The following is a 19809-nucleotide window of genomic DNA, read 5'->3' as shown; positions in this document are numbered from 1 at the left end:
TTAATTTTGCTCTTTTAAAATGCTAATTTCTTGAGCAGTTTCTAAACGAATTGCAACGTGTGAATCATTTATCGTGTAGTATAATGGATCGCCAAGAGGTGCAATTTGAATTAATTCAATACTATTTCCGGGCAAACAACCCATTTCGAGTAACTTTAACGGAATAACGTCAATATTTACATCGATAATGATAGCTTTTTCACCTTTTTTTAGTTGTGACAAATTAATTTCCACGGCTTATTTAGATTGAATTAAAATACAAAAGTAAAAATTTATTACCGATTATTACTGATAATTGTCATATTTTAACTTTATAATGGTTTTATTTTTCTTTTTCTGAAAGCCATTTAATGTCTTCAAGAAGTTGGGATACGTTTTTTGTACCGTCTTCGGTTGGTTTATCAAGGTTTGTTCCATCATAAAAACCTCTAATTCTACCTTTTTTATCAATAAGTACAAAATTTTCAGTGTGAACCATATCATATAATTCATCAGGTTTACCAGTTTCAACGGCCAAATAAGATTTTCTTGCTATGAAATATATGTCTTTTTTATTTCCAGTAACTAAATTCCATTTTTTGTCTAAAACCCCTTTTTCAATAGCATATTTTTTTAAAACAGCAACACTATCAATGTCTGGTGTTACACTATGAGAAAGCAATAAAACATCAGGCATATCTTTAATTTTATCTTGTAACCAAACTAAATTATCTGTCATAATTGGACATATTGTTGGACAAGTAGTAAAGAAAAATTCAGCCACATAAATTTTGTCTTTATAATCTTCTTGAGTGATTGTTTTTCCGTTTTGATTGGTGAATTTAAAATCAGCAATTCTATGGTTATAACCTACATGTTGAATTGTTGTGTCAACTAATTGAGGATTAACATCTTTAGGTGTAAATATTGGAAGTGTTTTTTGTGGTTGTAATAGAGTATAAATACCAATAAAAATTAGAATTGAAATACTCAAAAAGATAAAAATAAACGTTTTATATTTTTTAATTGTAGAAAGCATTTTTTTTTTGCAAAAATACAAAACCTAGCAACACTAATGTTATCTATCTAACAAACAGATGTTAAAAATCAGTTTTTTATAATTTGTTTATATATATTTGTCAACTATACAATACTTTATAATGAAAAATACAATTACTTTATTGATTTTGTTAATTTCTTTTTTAGGATTTTCTCAATATAATTCTTCTGCACCTTGGATTTTAAACAAAGAAGCGGCAAAACAAGGAAATTTAACAATAGAACAACTAAAAGAGTCTTTTGATGCTTATTGGTTAACCCATGACAAGAATAAAAAAGGTTCAGGTTATAAACCTTTTATGCGTTGGGAATATCATTGGCAAAATAAAACTAACGATCAAGGAGAATTAATTACTCCGGCTCAAATGTGGGAGGCTCTTAATCAAAAAAATCAGGCAATTTTAAATAAAAATTCAACTTCTTCAACTGTGGTTGGTGAATGGAGTCCAATAGGCCCTTTTTCTCATTTAAATACAGGTTCGTGGTCTTCGGGTCAAGGAAGAGTTAATATAGTTCATGTGGATCCTTCAAATTCTAATATAATTTACATGGGAACTCCTGCAGGAGGAATTTGGAAATCAAATGATTCTGGTAATTCTTGGTTACCTATGTCAGATAATTTACCTCAAATAGGTGTTTCTGGTATAGCAGTAGATTATTCAAACTCTAATACTATTTATATTTCTACAGGTGATAAAGACGGTTCTGACACTTATTCAATTGGTGTAATGAAGTCAACTGATGGAGGTGTAACATGGAATACAACAGGTCTAAGTTTTACAAATACTTCAACTTATTCAGGAGACTTACTTATTCACCCACTTAATAATCAAATCTTATGGTGCGCTACAAATTTGGGAATTTATAAAACTACAAATGCAGGAGTAAGTTGGAATTTAGTTCAAGCAGGTGATTTTTCTTCAGGTTCGTTGAGATTGAAGCCTAATAATTATTCGGTTTTACACGCAGTTTCGAATAACACATATTTTCGTTCAACAAATTCAGGAGATTCATTTACATCAATAACCTCAGGGTTGCCTACAAGCTCAAGCAGAATGTTACTTGATGTTACGGCTGCTAATTCGGAATATGCTTATATTTTAAGTGCAAATACTTCAGGTAGTTTTCAAGGTGTTTACAAATCAATTAATGGAGGAACAACTTGGACTAAGACTTCCGGAAGCACAGATGTTTTTGATGGCTCTGGACAAGCATATTATGATTTAGCTTTAGCAGTATCAGATACTAATGAAAACGAAATTTATACGGGTTGTTTAAATATTTGGAAATCGAATAATGGAGGAGGAATATTTTTTAAACTTAATAATTGGAGCTCTCCAAATTCTGCTTCTTATACGCACGCTGATATTCATTATTTAGGGTTTCATGGAGGAAAATTATACTGTGGAAGTGATGGAGGAATATATGTTTCTAGTAATGGAGGAATGTTGTTTACAGATAAAACAAGTGGAGCTCAAATAAGTCAATTTTACAAAGTTTCAGTGTCAAAACAAACTTCTGCTAATATAGTAGGAGGTTTACAAGATAATGGTGGCCATGCATTTAGTGGTGGAGTTTGGAAAAACTATTATGGTGCTGATGGGATGGATGCAGCAGTTAGTAAAGTGGACCAAAATAAATATTATGGTTTCATTCAAAATGGAAGTAGTTTGTATATAAGTAACAATGCAGGAAATTCAATAGGATCAAATGTTTCGGCTCCTTCAGGTGAAAGTGGAAATTGGGTTACTCCTTTAAAAGGGAATAATGCAGGTGAAATTTTTTCTGGCTATAGTAACTTTTATAGATTAAACGGAAATTCTTGGGTGCAACAATCAACAAGTAATACAGGTTCTGGAAATATAGATCTAATTGAGATAGATCCTTCAAATGATGATATTATATATGTAGTAAATGGCTCTGTCATATACAAAAGTATTGACCATGGTGTAACTTTCTCTCAAATTTATAATGGGTTTGTTCAAATACGAGCAATAGCTGTGCATTCAAGTGATAGTAATATAGTTTATATAGTTACTAATGGTATAAATGGACAAGTTAGAAAGTCTGTAGATGGTGGAAATACTTTTACTAGTATCTCAACAGGTTTACCAAGTATTGGTAAAAACACTATAGTTCATCAAGGAAGAAATACAAATAATCCACTCTATGTAGGTACAAGTTTAGGGGTTTATTATATAGATGACACAATGACTTCTTGGCAACCATTTAATGTTAATTTACCTAATGTGGCAGTAACTGATTTAGAAATAAACTTAGAAGATAATAAATTAATTGCCGCAACCTATGGTAGAGGAATTTGGCAAACAGATATTCCCGTTCAAATTCCACCAAATGACATTAAATTTGAACAAGTTATCACTCCTAATAATGACATATATTGTAGTGGAATAATAATTCCAAAAATAGGTGTTAAAAATAATGGTTTAAATTCCATTACAGAAATTACAATAAATTACACTATCGATGGTAATAATAATACTTTTCAATGGAACGGATCATTAACTTCTCAAAGTACTACAATAATTGATTTACCTCAAGTAAATTTACCAAGAGGAATTCATACATTAGACGTTGTCTTAGCTACTACAAATGATGCATTTAACGATAACAATGATGGAAGTATAATTTTTACTACCAATGATTCCGGTGTTGTAGGTGTAACAAATGGTTTTTCAACAGTTTCCGACGAATTAATTTCTTATAATGAAGGAGCATTAAATCAATCACAATGGATAAGAGGAACAAGATCTGGAGATGCTTTAGCTACAGGAGGTAACATGGTTTACACTACTAACTTGTCAGGCAATTATCCAGATAATATTAAATCTTATTTAGTATCGCAATGCTATGATTTAACATCAATAAGTAACCCTCAAATAAGCTTTAATTTAGCTTATGATTTAGAATTAAATTGGGATATTTTATATGTAGAATATTCAACTAACTTTGGGCAAACATGGAATGTTTTAGGTGATATGGGAAATAATTGGTATAATAGTGATAGAACTCCACTTACATCTGGAACAAATTGTAATAACTGTGTAGGAGCCCAATGGACGGGTACAAATACAAATTCAAATAATTATTTTTATCCATTAAATGCTTTAACTTCTGAATCAAATGTAATTTTTAGATTCGTATTTCATTCAGATCAAAACACTAATGAGTTAGGAGTTACAGTAGATAATTTTGTAATAAATGGAGTTTTGTCAACTGAAAACTTTGAATTAAATGATATAACTATTTATCCAAACCCTTCTAATGGTGTGTTTCATATTTCTTTAGGTAACATCCAACCTTCTTTAATTGACGTATATGATTTAACAGGAAAAGTTGTTTCTTCACAAAAAGAACTTACAGTTACAAACCTTGAAACAACTTTAGATTTATCAAATTTAGCTCAAGGTGTTTATTTTGTGAAAATAACAGCTGATAATCAAAATATTGTAAAAAGAATTATAAAAAAATAAAAATGCGTTTAAAATTAATTGCTATAATCTTATTTTTTTCACTGTCAATCTTTGCTCAAAATAGAGATGGAACAAGACAGAAAAGTATAAGACTTAGTTCTTTAAATACTTCGGTTAAAGATGCTATAGAAATTTTCTCTAATGAACACAACCTTACTAAGCATTATACCTACAAAACCATTTATAAGAATGTAGACAAAGGCAATTTATCTCATGAAAAATTTCAACAATACTATAAAAACCTAAAAATTGAATTTGGAACAATCATCACGCATTCAAATGATCAAGGAGTTTATTTAATAAATGGAGAATTATACAACACTAATGAGTTGGATGTAATGCCAACCTTATCAAGCGATGAGGCTTTACAAGAAGCAATTAATGAATTAAATGCAACAGTTTATTTATGGGAAGACAAAGATCAATCTCTAATAATGGACTATAAAAAGCCTGTTGGAGAATTACTTTTATTTCCAGATATTTACTCTAATAAGGTATATCTAGCTTATAAATTTGATATATATAGTTTAATTCCCCACAAAAGAGAAGAAGTATATGTTGATGCAAAAACAGGAGTTTTATTATTCAAAAATCCTATTATAAAACACACTAAAAACGACATAACACACAACCGAAACTTAAATTATACTTCGACAGAGAATAAAGTAAATAATACGTTCATCACAGCTTCTGCTGCAACAAGATATAGTGGAATTAAACAAATTGAAACTACATCATTGGGTTCAGATTATATTTTACACGACAATACTCGTGGAAACGGAATACAAACTTTTAACTGTGAAAACGGAAGTATTCAAAATGTAAACTTTACAGACGCTGATAACGTTTGGTCTGCTGCAGAATATGATAACGCTCAAAAAGATAATGCTGCTTTAGATGCTCATTGGGGAGCCGAAAAAACCTATGATTTTTGGAATGTCTATTTCAACAGAAATAGTTTTGATGGTAATGGAGGAACAATTAAAAGTTACGTGCATTTTAGTACAAATTATGTAAATGCTAGTTGGAACGGCTCTTTTATGATATATGGAGATGGAAGTGCCTCTATTCAACCTTTAACTTCAATAGATATTTGTGCACATGAAATTGGTCATGCAATTTGTACTTATACAGCTGGTTTAGTTTACCAAAATGAATCAGGAGCATTGAATGAAGGTTTCTCTGATATTTGGGGAGCTTGTGTGGAACAATATGGAAAAAATGGAACATTATCAGGAACGATATCACCATCAGTTTGGTTAATTGCAGAAGAAATAGGTGCTTCACCTTTTAGATCAATGAGCGATCCAAATTCTAAAGGTGATCCTGATACTTATTTGGGAACAAATTGGTATTCTGGAGCAGGTGATAATGGTGGCGTTCATACAAATTCAGGAGTTTTAAATCATTGGTTTTATATTTTAACTGAAGGTAAATCTGGGACTAATAATGCACCAACACCTGATACTTACAATGTAACTGGAATAGGAATGCAAAAAGCAGCCGAAATAGCATATATTGCTGAAAGAGATTATTTAACTCCAAATTCTACTTACGCTGATGCAAGAGTGGCTACAATTGAAGCAGCAAGTTCTATATATTGCGCAAATAGCCCAGAGGTCATTGCCGTTACCAATGCTTGGTATGCAGTAAATGTTGGGGATCAATACACTTTAGTTTCTGATGATATTGCTTTACAAACAATTACAGGAACAAATACTGTTTCGTGTGATGCAACTTTAAATCCTGTCTTAAACCTGAAAAATCAAGGATTAAATCCAATTTCTACTATTTCAATCTCTTATACTATTGATGGTGGAGTTGCTACTAACTTAAACTGGACAGGTAATTTAAACCCATGTTCAAGCACAACTTTTCCATTAACTTTAACTGGATTATCTAGAGGAAAACATATCTTAGAAGTTACCTCTACAATTACAAATGATGGAAAATCAGAAAACAACACAAAATCAGTTGTAATCTTAGTTAATGATTCAGGATCAGTTGGAATTGTAAATCCATTTTCAAATAGTTCAGACGAATTAATTACTTATGATTTATCTGGAACAACCACTACTTGGAAAAGAGGAATTCGTTCGTCAGGTAATTTAAGTTCAAATGGCAACACAGTTTACACAACAAATCTTACAGGAAATTATGCAAATAATAAAAAATCGTATATTGTTTCACAATGTTATGATTTAACGAGCGTTTCTAATCCTCAAATTAGTTTTGCTATGAAGTTTGATTTAGAACAAGATTGGGATATTGTTTATGTAGAATACACAACAGATTTTGGATTGAATTGGTCTGTTTTAGGACAAATGGGTGCAAATTGGTACAATAGCGATAGAACACTTCATACAGCAGGAAACGATTGCTATAATTGTGTAGGAGCTCAATGGACAGGTACAGATTTTAATCTTAACACCTATTCGTATCCGTTAACGTCTTTAGTTGGACAATCTAATGTGATTTTTAGAATTGTATTTCATTCAGATCAAGCATTAAATCAATTGGGAGTAAACATAGATGATTTTGTAATTAGTGGAGTTTTGTCAAATGAAAGCTTTAATCAAAGCAGTATTTCAATATATCCAAATCCTTCTAAAGGAATTTATAACATTTCATTTTCTGAGCAAATTCCAACATCAATTGAAGTTTTTGATTTAACGGGTAAAATTATTGTAACAAAAGACCCTATTTATACTACTAATGATAATGAAGTTAGCTTAGACCTATCAGCGGTAGCTCAAGGAATTTACTTTGTAAAAATTTTAGCTGATGACAAACAAGTTGTAAAAAGAATTATAAAAGAATAATATATTAAATAATGAAAAACAAAACTATAAAAATTGGACTTAGTCTTTTGGCTGTTTCAATTGTTTTTTATTCGTGTAAAACGACTAAAGAAGCAACAGTGAAAAAAGAAGAAACACCTATTGGAATTAACACATCTTTCATGGATAAATCTGTGAAACCTTCAGATGATTTTTTCAGGTATGTTAACGGAAGCTGGATGGATAACACAGAAATTCCAGCCGATAGAACACGTTGGGGAAGTTTTGATGAACTTCGTAAAAACACTGACAAAGATGTTATGGCTATTTTAAAAGAAGCTATAAATGATAAGTCAATTGATGCAAATTCTGATCAAGCAAAAGCGATTAACTTATACAAATCGGTTTTAGATACAGTTACTAGAGACAAACAAGGAATTGAGCCTTTAAAACCTTATTTAGCAAAAATAGACGCTGTTAAAAACTCAACGGAAGTTGTGAATTTAATTGCTGAATTAGACGATGAAATTAATTTAGGTTTCTTCGGAGTTTATGTTGGAACAGATGCAAAAAATAGTAAAAGAAATGTAGTCTATGTTGGAACCGGTAGTCTAGGATTACCAGATAGAGATTACTATGTTTCTGATGCACCTGATAATGTTGAAAAACGTCAAAAATATCAAGAGCATACAGCAAGAATGTTGCAATTCTTAGGACAAAGTGAAAGTTCAGCAAAATCAGACGCTGCAAAAATTTTGGCATTAGAAACTAAAATGTCAACTGCAACTTTAGATAGAGTTGAAAGAAGAGACAGAAGAAAAACATATAATCCAATGACTGTTGCAGAATTGCAAAAAATGGTTCCTTCCGTTAATTGGGATAATTATCTTCAAACCATTGGAATTGGAAAATTAGATTCTATAGTAGTTTCTCAACCAAAATATTTAGAAACTTTAGAAACAATTTTTAAAGAAAATCAATTAGCAGACTGGAAAGCGTACATGAAATGGACTTTATTAAGAGGTTCTGCAGGATCACTTTCATCTGAAATTGATAATGCAAATTGGGAGTTTTATGGTAAAACTTTAACTGGAGCTGTAAAGCAAAGACCAGCTGACGAAAGAGCATTAGCAACTGTAAACGGAAGACTAGGAGAAGCTTTAGGAAAATTATATGTTGCTAAAAAGTTTCCACCGGAAGCAAAAGCCAAAGCAGAAGCAATGATTAAAAATGTGTTTTTAGCCTTTGAAAATCGTATTGATAATTTGCCTTGGATGACTAAGGCAACAAAAGAAAACGCTAAATTAAAATTAAGAAAATCTACCGTAAAAATAGGTTATCCTGATAAGTGGAAAGATTATTCAAAATTGGAAGTTGTTAGTCCAGAAAATGGAGGAACTTATTTTGAAAATTCAAGATTGTATGCAAAATGGTCTCATCAAAGAAACATTGAAAAATTAAATAAACCAGTTGATAAAACAGAATGGGGAATGAGTCCACAAACAGTGAATGCTTATTTCAACCCTTCAAACAACGAAATTGTATTTCCGGCAGCAATATTACAACCACCTTTCTACGATTACAGAGCTGATGAAGCCGTTAATTATGGAGGAATTGGAGCTGTAATTGGTCACGAAATCTCTCATGGATTTGACGATTCGGGTTCAAGATATGATTCAGATGGAAATTTAGTAAATTGGTGGAGCGATGAAGATTTAAATCAATTTACAGGTTTAGGAACAGCGTTAGCAGAACAATATTCAAACTTGCAACCTTTACCAGGGATTTTTGTAGATGGTAAATTTACTTTAGGAGAAAACATTGGAGATTTAGGTGGAGTTAATGCAGCTTTTGATGGTTTGCAAATTTATTTAAAAGAAAATGGTAATCCAGGATTAATTGACGGATTTACTCCAGAACAACGTTTCTTTATTTCTTGGTCAACCATTTGGAGAAGTAAAATGCGTGATGAAGCCATCAAAAACCAAGTAAAAACAGATCCACATTCACCAGGAATGTATAGAGCTTATGTTCCATTACAAAATGTTGATGCTTTCTACGAAGCTTTTGATATTAAAGAAGGTGACGGAATGTACATTGCTCCAGAAAACAGAGTAAAGATTTGGTAAACAAGATACAATAAATAAAAAAATCCCGTTCAGAAATAGACTGCAACGGGATTTTTTATACTTCTTTATTAAATTTATACTTCAAAATTTCTTCAATTTTCTTACTACTAATCCATTTTCCAACAGATTCTTTTGAATTATCAAATTCTGGTAAAGACAAATTGTTTTCAATGGCTTTTTGAGTGTAATATTCTTTTCTTGTTGGGTGTTGAGGTGCAACAGCATTAAAAACATTATTCTTTAACGAATTGTCAAACTGAGCATGTCGAAGTCCTTTGTCGTGCTGAACTTGATTCAGCATCTCAATAATAATTCCAATACAATCTTCTTGATGAATTAAATTTATTGGTGCATCAGGATTTTCTACATTCGTTTTTCCAGCTAAGAATTTTATAGGATGTCTATCTTCACCAATTAAACCACCAAAACGTAGAATTGTAGATTGAAAAATGTTATTCGAAAGCAATAATTTTTCAGTTTGAAGCAATTGTTTGCCACTTTCAGAATCTGGATTTGGAACCGAACTTTCGTCAATTTCAACTATTGGAAACACATCAGCATAAACACTTGTAGAACTCACAAAAAGCACCTTTTTTACAGTTGATTTTTCAATTTGAGTAATTAAATGCTTTATTTTTACTACAAAATTTTCTTTTGGATTACTTCGTAATTTGGGTGGAATATCAATTATTAAAATTTCTGATTCATCTAAAAAGCCTTTAATATTTCCTTTAATTTCTTTTTCAGAAAGTTCAATTTGAAAGGGCTGAATGGAATTGGTTTTTAAAACCTCTAGTTTACTTTCAGAAGTTGTTGAACCTTTTACATCAAAACCTTTTTCAATTAACTTTTTCGCTAAAGGAAACCCAAGCCAACCGATTCCTAATATGGAGATTTTTCTTCTTTCTTCTTGCATCTTATTAATAAAAATCTAAACTTCTTTCTTCACCAACATTATAAACTCATCTTCTAACAATCGATAGCCTTGATCGTATAAAAAGTAATAGGTGTTTCCGGTTTTTGTTTGTAAAATGCTTGTAAAAAATTCCATATCAAAACCTTTACTTAGCAATTTAGTTTTTGTTGTTTTTCCTTTTCCATCTGGATTTAAATCACAAAGAATTCTGTAATTTTTGCGCAATTTGTTATTAATATTACGCATCAAATTGTTTTGATCTTTGTTCATTTTGTTGTTGTAAGCATTTCTGCATCCATCTGAACAAAACTTTTTGTCTTCTCTACCTATGATTTTATCACCACATTCTAAACAGTTTTTACTCATAATTTACCTCTTAAAATTAAAAACCACTTCTTCTTTAGAATCTTCAAAATAAGCATAGAGTTTCAATTCATTTTCTGAAATATATTCAAATGTAAAATTGTCAAAATACATTCTATTGCCATCTTTTTTGATGAATCTAAAATCATCAGATTGGTCTTTTTCTTCCCAACCTTTTAAATTTTGATCAAAATGTTTTATTTGATATAAAAGTGTTCCGTCTTTTTCTACAATATGTCCAAGTTCATAGAAAACTACTTTTTCTTTTACGACTAATTTGAAGTTAAACATCATGGAACCACCAAAAGGAGTACTCCAATTTTCTTCATAAGTGCCTCCAAAAGCTTCTCCTTTCCAATTTCCGGCTAACCATTTTATATCTTGTAAGGTTGCCTTTTCAGAACCTTTTTCATCGTTATAATGCAAGGTGTTTTGGGCAAAACAAAATGTAGAAAAGGTTAAAAATAAAAAAAGTGTTTTCATCTATTTCAGTTTTTTAAGTTGGTATAAATCTTTTCTTCGGTCTTTCATAGTTCTTACACTTCCATGTTGGTGTAACTCTTTTAGTAAATTCATATCAACATCAACAATTAAAGTCATTTCCGTATTTGGAGTAGCTTCAGCTTTAATTCCATTACTCGGAAAAGCAAAATCAGAAGGTGTAAAAACAGCAGCTTGTGCGTACTGGATATCCATGTTATTTACTTTTGGTAAATTTCCAACACAACCAGCAATTGCAACATAACATTCGTTTTCAATGGCTCTAGCTTGAGCACAATGTTTTACTCTTGTGTATCCATTTTGCGTATCGGTTAAGAATGGAACAAATAAAATATTCATACCTTCATCAGCCATTAATCGAGATAATTCTGGAAATTCTACATCATAACAAATTACAATTCCAATTTTTCCACAATCGGTATCAAATGTCTGAATCACATCTCCACCTGTAATTCCCCAATGGAAAATTTCGTTTGGAGTAATATGTATTTTGCGATACATTTCGTTCGTACCATCACGTTTACAAAGGAAACCAACATTATAAACATGGCCATCTTCAATGAAAGGCATACTACCTGTGATAATGTTTATATTATATGAAATTGCAAATTCTTGAAATTTTAATTTTACAGCTTCTGTGTGTCGAGCTAGTTCTTTGATAGCTTCAGCTTCTGATAAATGATTGTAATCAGCCATTAATGGAGCTGTGAATAATTCAGGAAATAAAGCAAAATCACTACCGTAACCAGAAACTGCATCAATGAAAAATTCAGCTTGTTCAAACAAAGCTTCTAAATTTCCTAGAGAACGCATTTGCCATTGAATTAAACCCAATCGCACAACACTTTTTGTAGTGTTAATTAATTTTGGACTATCATCATAATACACATTATTCCATTCTAATAAAACGGCATATTCTTGAGATTCTTTGTCTCCTTCCAAATAATTTTTTAGAACACGAACTTCATGAAAATCATTGCTTAATTGAAAAGATAAAACAGGATCGTAGATTTCTTTTTTCTTGACTTTATCAATGTAAACTTTTGGTGTGATTTCATCTTTATATTTTCCATAATTAGGAATTCTACCAGCAAAAATGATGGATTTCAAATTCAATTGATCACCCAATTCTTTTCTCGCATCATATAATCTTCTTCCCAATCGAAGTCCACGATATTTCGGATTGATAAAAACATCAATTCCATAAATAACTTCTCCATCATCATTGTGCGTAGAAAAAGTATAATTGCCAGTAATACCTTTATAAGTTCTCGTTTTAAAAGCAAAGTCTTCTGTAACTAAAATAGATAAAGCTGAACCGACCACAATTCCATCAACCACAATTACTAATTGTCCTTCAGGAAATTTTTGTAATAATTTTTCAATTTGATCTTCTTGCCAAAAAGAATCTTCCATTTCAGGATAAGATTCTATCATGGATTTTTTTAATTCTTTGTAATCTTCTATTTTTAAATTTCTTAATTCAACAGATTGTATTGTACTTGGCATATTTTATTGATTTTCAACAAATATAATAAAAATATTATCCGTTTACAAACGTTTACAAACATTTACAACCGAAAGTAAACAGCTAATTACCGAATAATTTTTGAAAGCCGTCTAATCTTTGCACTGTCGAAATGAAACACTGACAATTACAATTTCAAGTTTCAATAGACAAAAAACATTTTATATAAACCATTTAAATTTTTACACGCCATGAATGCATTAAGAAACAAAGTACAGTTAATCGGTCACGTAGGACAAGAACCAGAAATCAAAACTTTTGAAGGAGGAAAAAAATTAGCTAATATCACGCTAGCAACAAACGAAAGCTACACCAACGCAAAAGGTGAGAAAGTTGAACAAACAGAATGGCATCGTTTAACCGCTTGGGGAAAAACAGCTGATTTAATCGAAAGCTACGTTATCAAAGGTAAAGAAATTGCAATCGAAGGAAAGTTAACACACAGAAGTTATGACGACAAAGATGGTGTAAAACGTTTTATTACTGAAGTTGTGATTAGTGAGTTGCTTTTATTAGGAAAGTAATTTTTAGTAAAGATTGCACGGATTTCTTAATTGAGGTTCGTGCAATTCTTTTTTTAACCTTTAAAATTTAAGAATATGAATATCAGAGTTTTCAATATCCGATTAAGTAAAGAGTTTTGCATTGTAGATCAAAATCGAATGAATGAATTTTTAGATTCAGTAGAAGTTAAATTAACTTCAACTAATTTTGTAACAACTGGAACTACAGATTATTGGTCAGCTGTAGTTTTTTATGACACTAAAAAAAGTGCAGATAAGCCAAAAGAAGAAAAAATAACTTTTGAAGATTTATCGCAACATGAAAAAGAAATTTTTTCAGCTTTAAAGCAATGGAGAAATGATATGGCAACAAAATTAGGTTGGTCAGCTTTTAGAGTTTGTCATAATTCACATTTAATGGCAATTGCTGGTGCTAAACCAGAAAGTTTAGATGAATTATCAAAAGTAAAAGGATTTGGAGAAGTTAGAACCGAAAAATATGGTGAAGATATTTTAGCCATTTTAAATGCTTTTTAGAAAATATTTTTAGCAACTCTATACGTATTTGCGTGAGCTTCAATAATGGTTTTAATTTCTGGAGAATAGCCACCACCCATAGAAACTTGAACAGGAATTTGGTATTTGGAACACTGTTCAAAAACAATTTCATCTCTTTTTTTACAACCATCTAAAGTGCAGCCTAATTTTCCCAATTTGTCGGAAATTAAAATATCAACACCAGCTAAATAGAAGATAAAATCAGGTTTTTGGGTTTCAATGAGTTTTGGAATTACTTCGGAAATTGTTTTTAAAAAGACATCATCAGAAGTGTTATCCTCAAAAGGAATATCTAAATCAGAAGTTTCTTTTTTGAAAGGATAATTTGTTTTTCCATGGGTGGAAGAGGTAAATACTTTGGAATTATTATGAAAAATTTCAGCTGTTCCATTGCCTTGATGAACGTCTAAATCTACAATTAGAATCTTTTTAGCAAGATTGTTGTCTAATAAATATTGTGAAGCAATAGCTTGATCATTCAACAAACAAAAAGCTTCACCATGAGTAGAATAAGCGTGATGTGTTCCACCAGCAATATTAAAAGACACTTTAGTTTCAAAGGATTTTTGAGCACCAATTATTGTTCCTTGTGCAATTCGAAGTTCTCTTTCTACTAATTCTTTTGAAAGTGGAAAACCGATTTTTCGAGCTGCTCTTGCATTTAAAGTCAGATTCAGTAAATCATCCACATATTCTTTTGTATGAATTGTTAAAACGGAATTGATATCGCAAATTTCAGGTTCAAAGAAGTCTGATTTTAATGCTGTTCCTTCAAGTAAAAGTTGTTCAGGAATCAATTCATATTTTAACATTGGAAAACGGTGTCCTTCTGGTAAAGGATGTTTGTAAATGGGGTGAAATGCTATTGGAAACATAGTAAAAACTATTCTAAAACACTCAAAACTTCTTTGATATTAGAAAGTGCTAAGAAGTTTTCATGTTTAATTTCGAAATCAATTTTTTCGTATTCCCAAGTGGTGTGATAGGGAATATGAATGCCAAAACCACCTAAATTTAAAATGGGTAAAACATCCGATTTTAAGGAATTTCCAATCATTAAAATGTCTTCGGCTTTGCATTCTAAACGGCCAAACATTTTTTCGTAATCTAATTCTGTTTTATCACTCAAAACTTCAATATGGTGAAAATAATGTCCTATTCCAGAATCGTGTAGTTTTCTGTGCTGGTCTTTTAAATCACCTTTTGTGGCAACTACTAATTTGTATTTACCTTGAAGCTCTTTTAAAACACCTTCTACATTTGGAAGTAATTCAACCGGTTTTTGCAATAAATCTTTACCAATGGCAATAATTTTTTCAATGCCTTTTCCAGAAATTTGGTGATTGGTTAATTCCAAAGCAGATTCAATCATCGAAAGGGTAAAAGCTTTAATTCCAAAGCCATACAAAGGTAAATTCTTAACTTGATGATTCAATATCAAACCCAAAATCTCTTGACTAGAAGCATAATCTTGAAACAATTGACAAAATCGTTCTTGAGCTTCATCGAAATACGGTTCGTTATGCCAAAGGGTATCGTCTGCGTCGAAAGCTATTATTTTTGGGTTCATATTAAATTATATCAAACTCTACTATGGTTTTAAACCTTAGTAGAGTTGTTAAATCTATTTTTTTTAAGAAATCAAAGCACCATTCATTACACCATCAGCATCAGGATTTACGAAAACTAATTTTCCTTCTGCGTTGTTGGTCATTAAAATCATACCAGCACTTTCAACACCACGAAGAGCTCTTGGTGCTAAATTCACTAAAACAGTCACACGTTTTCCAATAATTTCTTCAGGAGAAAAATGTTCAGCAATTCCAGAAACTATGGTTCTTACGTCAATTCCAGTATCTACTTTTAAAACTAAAAGTTTATTGGCTTTTGGCATTTTCTCAGCTTCTAAAATCGTTCCAACTCTGATGTCTAATTTTGTAAAATCATCAAAAGTTGAAACTTCTTTTTGTGGTTCTGCTTTGGCATTTTCCATTTCGTTTGCTTTTTTAGTCGCTAGTAATTTATCAACTTGTTTTTGAACTTCTTCGTCTTCAATTTTTGAGAAAAGTAATTCGGCTTGTCCAATTTTACTTCCAGCTGGCAATAAATCAGAATTAGTTGAAAAATCATTCCAATTCAATTTGCATTGCAACATATTTTCTAATTTAGCTGAAGTAAAAGGCAAGAAAGGTTCAGCTAAAACACTCAAAGCAGCAGCAATTTGTAAAGCTACATACATTTGGGTTTGTACCCTTTCTGGATTTTCTTTTACCATTTTCCATGGTTCTTCGTCTGCTAAATATTTATTTCCTAAACGAGCTACGTTCATCATTTCTCCTAAAGCTTCTCTAAAACGATAACGTTCAATTGAACTTGAAATTACATTAGGGTAAGCTTTTAATTCAGCTAAAGTGGCTTCATCTACTTCAGTAAATTCATTTGGACTTGGTACAATTCCATCATAATATTTGTTGGTTAAAACCACAACACGATTGATGAAGTTTCCAAAAACAGCTACTAATTCATTATTATTTCTGGCTTGAAAATCTTTCCAAGTAAAATCATTGTCTTTTGTCTCAGGAGCATTTGCCGTTAAAGCATAACGCAAAACGTCTTGTTGGTTTGGAAAATCTTGTAAATATTCGTGTAACCAAACGGCCCAATTTTTAGAAGTCGAAAGTTTGTTTCCTTCTAAATTTAAAAATTCATTGGCTGGAACATTATCAGGTAAAATATAACTTCCTTCAGCTTTCAACATCGCTGGAAAAATAATACAATGAAATACAATATTATCTTTTCCGATGAAATGTACTAATTTTGTATCAGCATTTTTCCAATAGGGTTCCCAGTCTTTACCTTCTTTGGCTGCACATTCTTTCGTTGAAGAAATGTAACCAATAGGAGCATCAAACCAAACGTATAATTTTTTTCCTTCTGCACCTTCAACAGGAACATCAATTCCCCAATCTAAATCACGTGTTACAGCTCTTGGCTTTAAACCGTCATCTAACCACGATTTTACTTGACCTAAAACATTTGTTTTCCAATCTTTTGCGTGGTCTTGAAGAATCCATTTTTCAAGAAAATCTTGGTATCTATCTAAAGGCAAAAACCAGTGTTTAGTTTTTTTTAAAATTGGAGTTTCACCTGTAATTGTTGATTTTGGATTAATTAAATCAGTTGCATTCAAAGTAGAACCACAACGTTCACATTGGTCTCCATATGCTTCAGGATTGTCACATTTTGGACAAGTTCCTGTAACGAATCGGTCAGCCAAAAACTGATCTGCTTTTGCATCGTATAATTGTTCCGTTACTTCTTCAATAAAATCACCTTGCTTATATAATTTTTTAAAGAATTCCTGTGCTGTATCGTGATGGATTTTAGAAGATGTTCTTGAATAATTATCAAAGGATATTCCAAAATCTATAAAAGATTGACGAATAATACCATCATATTTATCAATGACTTGCTGAGGTGTAATACCTTCTTTTTTGGCTTTCATGGAAATCGCAACACCATGTTCGTCACTTCCACAAATAAAAGCAACATCTTTTCCTTGTAATCTTAAATATCTTGAATAAATATCACTTGGCACATAAACACCTGCTAAATGACCAATATGTATTGGACCATTAGTATATGGTAAGGCTGCTGTAATTGTATATCTTTTCGGATTTTGAATCATTATAAAATTGTTTTTTAACAAAAAATAGTCAGAATATGTGCAAAAATAATTGTTTAGAACCGAATTGATGCACTTAAGTTCAAATTATTACAATTAAACCTGAATTTTTTTCTTTAAGAAGTATATTGCGGTTTAAAAATTTCGAAATTATAGGTTGATTTCAAAATCGTAATACGGAAGATTTCTGATTTTATATTTCAAATCAACTGATGATGCATTAATATAAGTAACATTATCTTTTTTAACCACTCCAAAAGCTTCATGTATGTGACCAAAAATGTGGTATTTTAAATTTAATTGATTTATCTTTTCTAATAAGTTTTTGCAACCAGCCTTAAAATATGTTTCCGTTTCATCTAAAATTCCAAAAGGAGGACCATGAGTTATTAAAATATTGGTATTTATAGGAATTTTATTCCAGTGAAAATCAATTTCTTCACCTCTACTTCGGTTAAAAGCTAAATTACAAAATGTTGGAGTTATGGGTGATCCCCAAATGTGCAAACCTTCAATTTCTACACCACTATCGTTAAGATAAGTTATAGAATCAGGAATAATAATATCTTGAAATTGATTTTCAAAACAAAAATCATGATTTCCTGATATGAAAATTTTATGCTTAAAATTTTGATTTGAAAACCAAACTAAAAAACAATTAACTTCCTCTTTATTTCCAAAAGAGCTTATGTCACCTGCATGAATTAAAAGATCACCACTATTCAACTTTAGTTGTTTGTGTTTTCCATGAGTGTCTGAAATGGCTGTGATTTTCATTTAGTCTTTTTTTGAAAATTTCTATTAGATTTTTATAAGATTAACTTCATCAAAAGTTCTTTTAAACCAATATAAGAATTGTTTTGAAAAGAAGCATAAAATTTAATTTGATTTTATGTATTTTTGAAATAAATAATTTGATTATGTATCGATTTATTTTAATTATCATCATATTTTTTAATTACTCTCATTCACAAAAAATGAAAATCCCACCTTATTTAAAAAAAGGCGACACCGCTGCTATTGTTTGTACAGCTCGAAAATTTTTTCCAGAAGACGCCATTCCCGCTAAAGAATTACTAGAATCTTGGGGTTTGAAAATAAAATTGGGTGCAACAATAGGTTTAGATACTTGTCAATTAGGTGGAACAGATTTAGAGAGAGCTGCTGATTTTCAAGACATGATGGATAATGAAAATATCAAAGCCATTTGGTGTGCTCGTGGTGGTTATGGAACAGTTCGAATAGTTGATTTATTAGATTTTACCAAATTCAAGAAAAATCCAAAATGGATTATGGGTTTTAGTGACGTGACTGTTTTACACTCACAAGTTAATGTTGAACGAATTGCTTCTTTACATTGCATTATGCCCTTTACAGTTCCAAAAGCTTCTGATGAAGTTAAAGAAACCTTGCGAAAAGCTTTATTTGGAGAAAAAATTGAATATACAGTTCCTTCAAAATCATATGACATTAAAGGAAAAGCTTCAGGAGAATTAGTTGGTGGGAATTTATCAATTTTGTATAGTTTGTTAGGTTCAAAATCCTCTTTAGACACTAAAAATAAGATACTTTATATTGAAGATTTAGACGAATATTTATATCATATTGATAGAATGATGCAAAATATAAAACGAAATGGATACTTTGAAAACTTAAAAGGATTAGTAGTTGGTGGAATGACTGATATGCATGATAATGAAATCCCTTTTGGACAAAATGCTGTTCAAATTATTACAGCTATTGCCAAAGAATATAACATTCCTGTTTGTTTTGATTTTCCTGCTGGACATTTAAAAGACAATCGAACACTTCAATTGGGAAAGCAAGTCGAATTTGAAGTGAATGAAAAAGAAATCAAATTAAAATTTGATTAAATCACAATATTTAAAAGACCAAATTTTTAATTAACGTATTTGGAATTTGGAATTTAATTTTTGGAATTTTAAAAACATGGCCGAACACAACGATTTAGGAAAATTAGGAGAAGATTTAGCTGTTGATTTCTTGCAAAAAAACGGTTATGAAATTTTAGATAGAAATTGGCGTTTTCAAAAAGCAGAAATTGATATAATTGTAAAAAAAAATAGTATCTTAGCTATTGTAGAAGTTAAAACACGATCTAGTTTAGAATTTGGATTGCCACAAGATTTTGTAAAACCAAAAAAAATTCAATTATTAGTTAAAGCAGTTAATGAATATGTTGTTAGTAAAGACTTAGATGTAACAGTTCGTTTTGACATTATTGCGATTCATTACCAAAAAGACAACATTGAAATAGAACATATAGAGGAAGCTTTTTATTATTTTTAAAAAT

17 protein-coding genes are annotated in these 19809 nt (G+C 30.7%); 7 read left to right on the top strand and 10 right to left on the bottom strand.

Features of this window, described 5'->3' with window-relative positions:
• The gene (locus AABJ49_RS02915) at positions 1–234 is read right to left on the bottom strand and encodes a FeoA family protein (protein ID WP_338375990.1); all 234 of its coding nucleotides are present in this window, start codon (positions 232–234) and stop codon (positions 1–3) included.
• A gap of 88 nt (positions 235–322) precedes the next feature.
• Positions 323–1018, bottom strand: a complete 696-nt coding sequence (locus AABJ49_RS02910) for an SCO family protein (protein WP_338375988.1) — start codon at positions 1016–1018, stop codon at positions 323–325.
• A gap of 121 nt (positions 1019–1139) precedes the next feature.
• On the opposite strand from AABJ49_RS02910, the gene AABJ49_RS02905 reads away from it, so the two are divergent.
• Genes AABJ49_RS02905 through AABJ49_RS02895 form a run of 3 tightly spaced genes read left to right on the top strand, consistent with a single transcriptional unit; the run spans position 1140 to position 9441 of the window.
• On the top strand, positions 1140–4532 hold the full coding sequence (locus AABJ49_RS02905) for a T9SS type A sorting domain-containing protein (protein WP_338375986.1): 3393 nt from the start codon (positions 1140–1142) through the stop codon (positions 4530–4532).
• A 2-nt stretch (positions 4533–4534) separates the two neighbouring features.
• Positions 4535–7354, top strand: a complete 2820-nt coding sequence (locus tag AABJ49_RS02900; protein ID WP_338375984.1) for a M4 family metallopeptidase — start codon at positions 4535–4537, stop codon at positions 7352–7354.
• Between the two features lie 11 nt (positions 7355–7365).
• Positions 7366–9441 (top strand): M13 family metallopeptidase, encoded by a 2076-nt coding sequence (locus tag AABJ49_RS02895; RefSeq protein ID WP_338375982.1) that lies wholly within the window; start codon positions 7366–7368, stop codon positions 9439–9441.
• A 55-nt stretch (positions 9442–9496) separates the two neighbouring features.
• On the opposite strand, the gene AABJ49_RS02890 is transcribed toward AABJ49_RS02895, so the two are convergent.
• Genes AABJ49_RS02890 through AABJ49_RS02875 form a run of 4 tightly spaced genes read right to left on the bottom strand, consistent with a single transcriptional unit; the run spans position 9497 to position 12730 of the window.
• On the bottom strand, positions 9497–10357 hold the full coding sequence (locus tag AABJ49_RS02890) for an SDR family NAD(P)-dependent oxidoreductase (protein WP_338375981.1): 861 nt from the start codon (positions 10355–10357) through the stop codon (positions 9497–9499).
• Between the two features lie 15 nt (positions 10358–10372).
• Positions 10373–10723 carry a hypothetical protein gene (locus tag AABJ49_RS02885; protein WP_338375979.1) on the bottom strand — a complete coding sequence of 117 codons (351 nt, stop codon included), beginning with the start codon at positions 10721–10723 and terminating at the stop codon, positions 10373–10375.
• 3 nt (positions 10724–10726) lie between these two features.
• On the bottom strand, positions 10727–11203 hold the full coding sequence (locus tag AABJ49_RS02880; protein ID WP_338375976.1) for a DUF6265 family protein: 477 nt from the start codon (positions 11201–11203) through the stop codon (positions 10727–10729).
• A complete protein-coding gene (locus AABJ49_RS02875; RefSeq protein WP_338375974.1) occupies positions 11204–12730 on the bottom strand; it encodes a carbon-nitrogen hydrolase family protein in 1527 nt (508 codons plus the stop codon).
• A 210-nt stretch (positions 12731–12940) separates the two neighbouring features.
• On the opposite strand from AABJ49_RS02875, the gene ssb reads away from it, so the two are divergent.
• Together ssb and AABJ49_RS02865 are read left to right on the top strand one after the other, a co-directional pair.
• Positions 12941–13273: a single-stranded DNA-binding protein gene (gene ssb, locus AABJ49_RS02870; RefSeq protein ID WP_338375972.1), complete on the top strand. Its 333-nt coding sequence runs from the start codon at positions 12941–12943 to the stop codon at positions 13271–13273.
• Between the two features lie 75 nt (positions 13274–13348).
• Positions 13349–13789, top strand: a complete 441-nt coding sequence (locus AABJ49_RS02865; protein ID WP_338375970.1) for an HRDC domain-containing protein — start codon at positions 13349–13351, stop codon at positions 13787–13789.
• Here AABJ49_RS02865 and AABJ49_RS02860 read toward each other — a convergent pair.
• The 4 genes from AABJ49_RS02860 to AABJ49_RS02845 form a co-directional block, all read right to left on the bottom strand.
• Positions 13786–14685 (bottom strand): histone deacetylase, encoded by a 900-nt coding sequence (locus AABJ49_RS02860; protein ID WP_338375969.1) that lies wholly within the window; start codon positions 14683–14685, stop codon positions 13786–13788. The two genes, AABJ49_RS02865 and AABJ49_RS02860, sit on opposite strands and share 4 nt — an antisense overlap.
• An 8-nt stretch (positions 14686–14693) precedes the next feature.
• Complete coding sequence (locus tag AABJ49_RS02855; RefSeq protein WP_338375967.1) at positions 14694–15380, bottom strand: HAD family hydrolase; 687 nt, start codon at positions 15378–15380, stop codon at positions 14694–14696.
• A 63-nt stretch (positions 15381–15443) separates the two neighbouring features.
• Complete coding sequence (metG, locus tag AABJ49_RS02850) at positions 15444–17498, bottom strand: methionine--tRNA ligase (RefSeq protein WP_338375965.1); 2055 nt, start codon at positions 17496–17498, stop codon at positions 15444–15446.
• Positions 17499–17645: 147 nt separating this feature from the next.
• The gene (locus AABJ49_RS02845; RefSeq protein WP_338375963.1) at positions 17646–18272 is read right to left on the bottom strand and encodes a metallophosphatase domain-containing protein; all 627 of its coding nucleotides are present in this window, start codon (positions 18270–18272) and stop codon (positions 17646–17648) included.
• A gap of 200 nt (positions 18273–18472) precedes the next feature.
• Between AABJ49_RS02845 and AABJ49_RS02840 the strand changes: the two genes are divergently transcribed.
• Positions 18473–19369 carry an LD-carboxypeptidase gene (locus tag AABJ49_RS02840; RefSeq protein ID WP_338375961.1) on the top strand — a complete coding sequence of 299 codons (897 nt, stop codon included), beginning with the start codon at positions 18473–18475 and terminating at the stop codon, positions 19367–19369.
• A gap of 76 nt (positions 19370–19445) precedes the next feature.
• The gene (locus tag AABJ49_RS02835) at positions 19446–19805 is read left to right on the top strand and encodes a YraN family protein (RefSeq protein WP_338375959.1); all 360 of its coding nucleotides are present in this window, start codon (positions 19446–19448) and stop codon (positions 19803–19805) included.
• Positions 19806–19809: the final 4 nt, after the last annotated feature.

This window comes from uncultured Flavobacterium sp., from assembly GCF_963922255.1.
Taxonomy (GTDB): domain Bacteria; phylum Bacteroidota; class Bacteroidia; order Flavobacteriales; family Flavobacteriaceae; genus Flavobacterium.
Note: the sequence above shows the minus strand (reverse complement) of the source record. Positions and strands in the feature narration are given on the sequence as shown.

Excerpts from the sequence above, each read along its gene's own strand:
- AABJ49_RS02890 (WP_338375981.1), bottom strand. The coding sequence starts at position 10,357 with ATGCAAGAAGAAAGAAGAAAAATCTCCATATTAGGAATCGGTTGGCTT.
- metG (WP_338375965.1), bottom strand. The coding sequence starts at position 17,498 with ATGATTCAAAATCCGAAAAGATATACAATTACAGCAGCCTTACCATAT.
- AABJ49_RS02910 (WP_338375988.1), bottom strand. The coding sequence starts at position 1,018 with ATGCTTTCTACAATTAAAAAATATAAAACGTTTATTTTTATCTTTTTG.
- AABJ49_RS02840 (WP_338375961.1), top strand. The coding sequence starts at position 18,473 with ATGAAAATCCCACCTTATTTAAAAAAAGGCGACACCGCTGCTATTGTT.
- AABJ49_RS02860 (WP_338375969.1), bottom strand. The coding sequence starts at position 14,685 with ATGTTTCCAATAGCATTTCACCCCATTTACAAACATCCTTTACCAGAA.
- AABJ49_RS02900 (WP_338375984.1), top strand. The coding sequence starts at position 4,535 with ATGCGTTTAAAATTAATTGCTATAATCTTATTTTTTTCACTGTCAATC.
- AABJ49_RS02880 (WP_338375976.1), bottom strand. The coding sequence starts at position 11,203 with ATGAAAACACTTTTTTTATTTTTAACCTTTTCTACATTTTGTTTTGCC.
- AABJ49_RS02875 (WP_338375974.1), bottom strand. The coding sequence starts at position 12,730 with ATGCCAAGTACAATACAATCTGTTGAATTAAGAAATTTAAAAATAGAA.
- AABJ49_RS02905 (WP_338375986.1), top strand. The coding sequence starts at position 1,140 with ATGAAAAATACAATTACTTTATTGATTTTGTTAATTTCTTTTTTAGGA.
- AABJ49_RS02845 (WP_338375963.1), bottom strand. The coding sequence starts at position 18,272 with ATGAAAATCACAGCCATTTCAGACACTCATGGAAAACACAAACAACTA.
- AABJ49_RS02835 (WP_338375959.1), top strand. The coding sequence starts at position 19,446 with ATGGCCGAACACAACGATTTAGGAAAATTAGGAGAAGATTTAGCTGTT.
- AABJ49_RS02885 (WP_338375979.1), bottom strand. The coding sequence starts at position 10,723 with ATGAGTAAAAACTGTTTAGAATGTGGTGATAAAATCATAGGTAGAGAA.
- ssb (WP_338375972.1), top strand. The coding sequence starts at position 12,941 with ATGAATGCATTAAGAAACAAAGTACAGTTAATCGGTCACGTAGGACAA.
- AABJ49_RS02855 (WP_338375967.1), bottom strand. The coding sequence starts at position 15,380 with ATGAACCCAAAAATAATAGCTTTCGACGCAGACGATACCCTTTGGCAT.
- AABJ49_RS02865 (WP_338375970.1), top strand. The coding sequence starts at position 13,349 with ATGAATATCAGAGTTTTCAATATCCGATTAAGTAAAGAGTTTTGCATT.
- AABJ49_RS02895 (WP_338375982.1), top strand. The coding sequence starts at position 7,366 with ATGAAAAACAAAACTATAAAAATTGGACTTAGTCTTTTGGCTGTTTCA.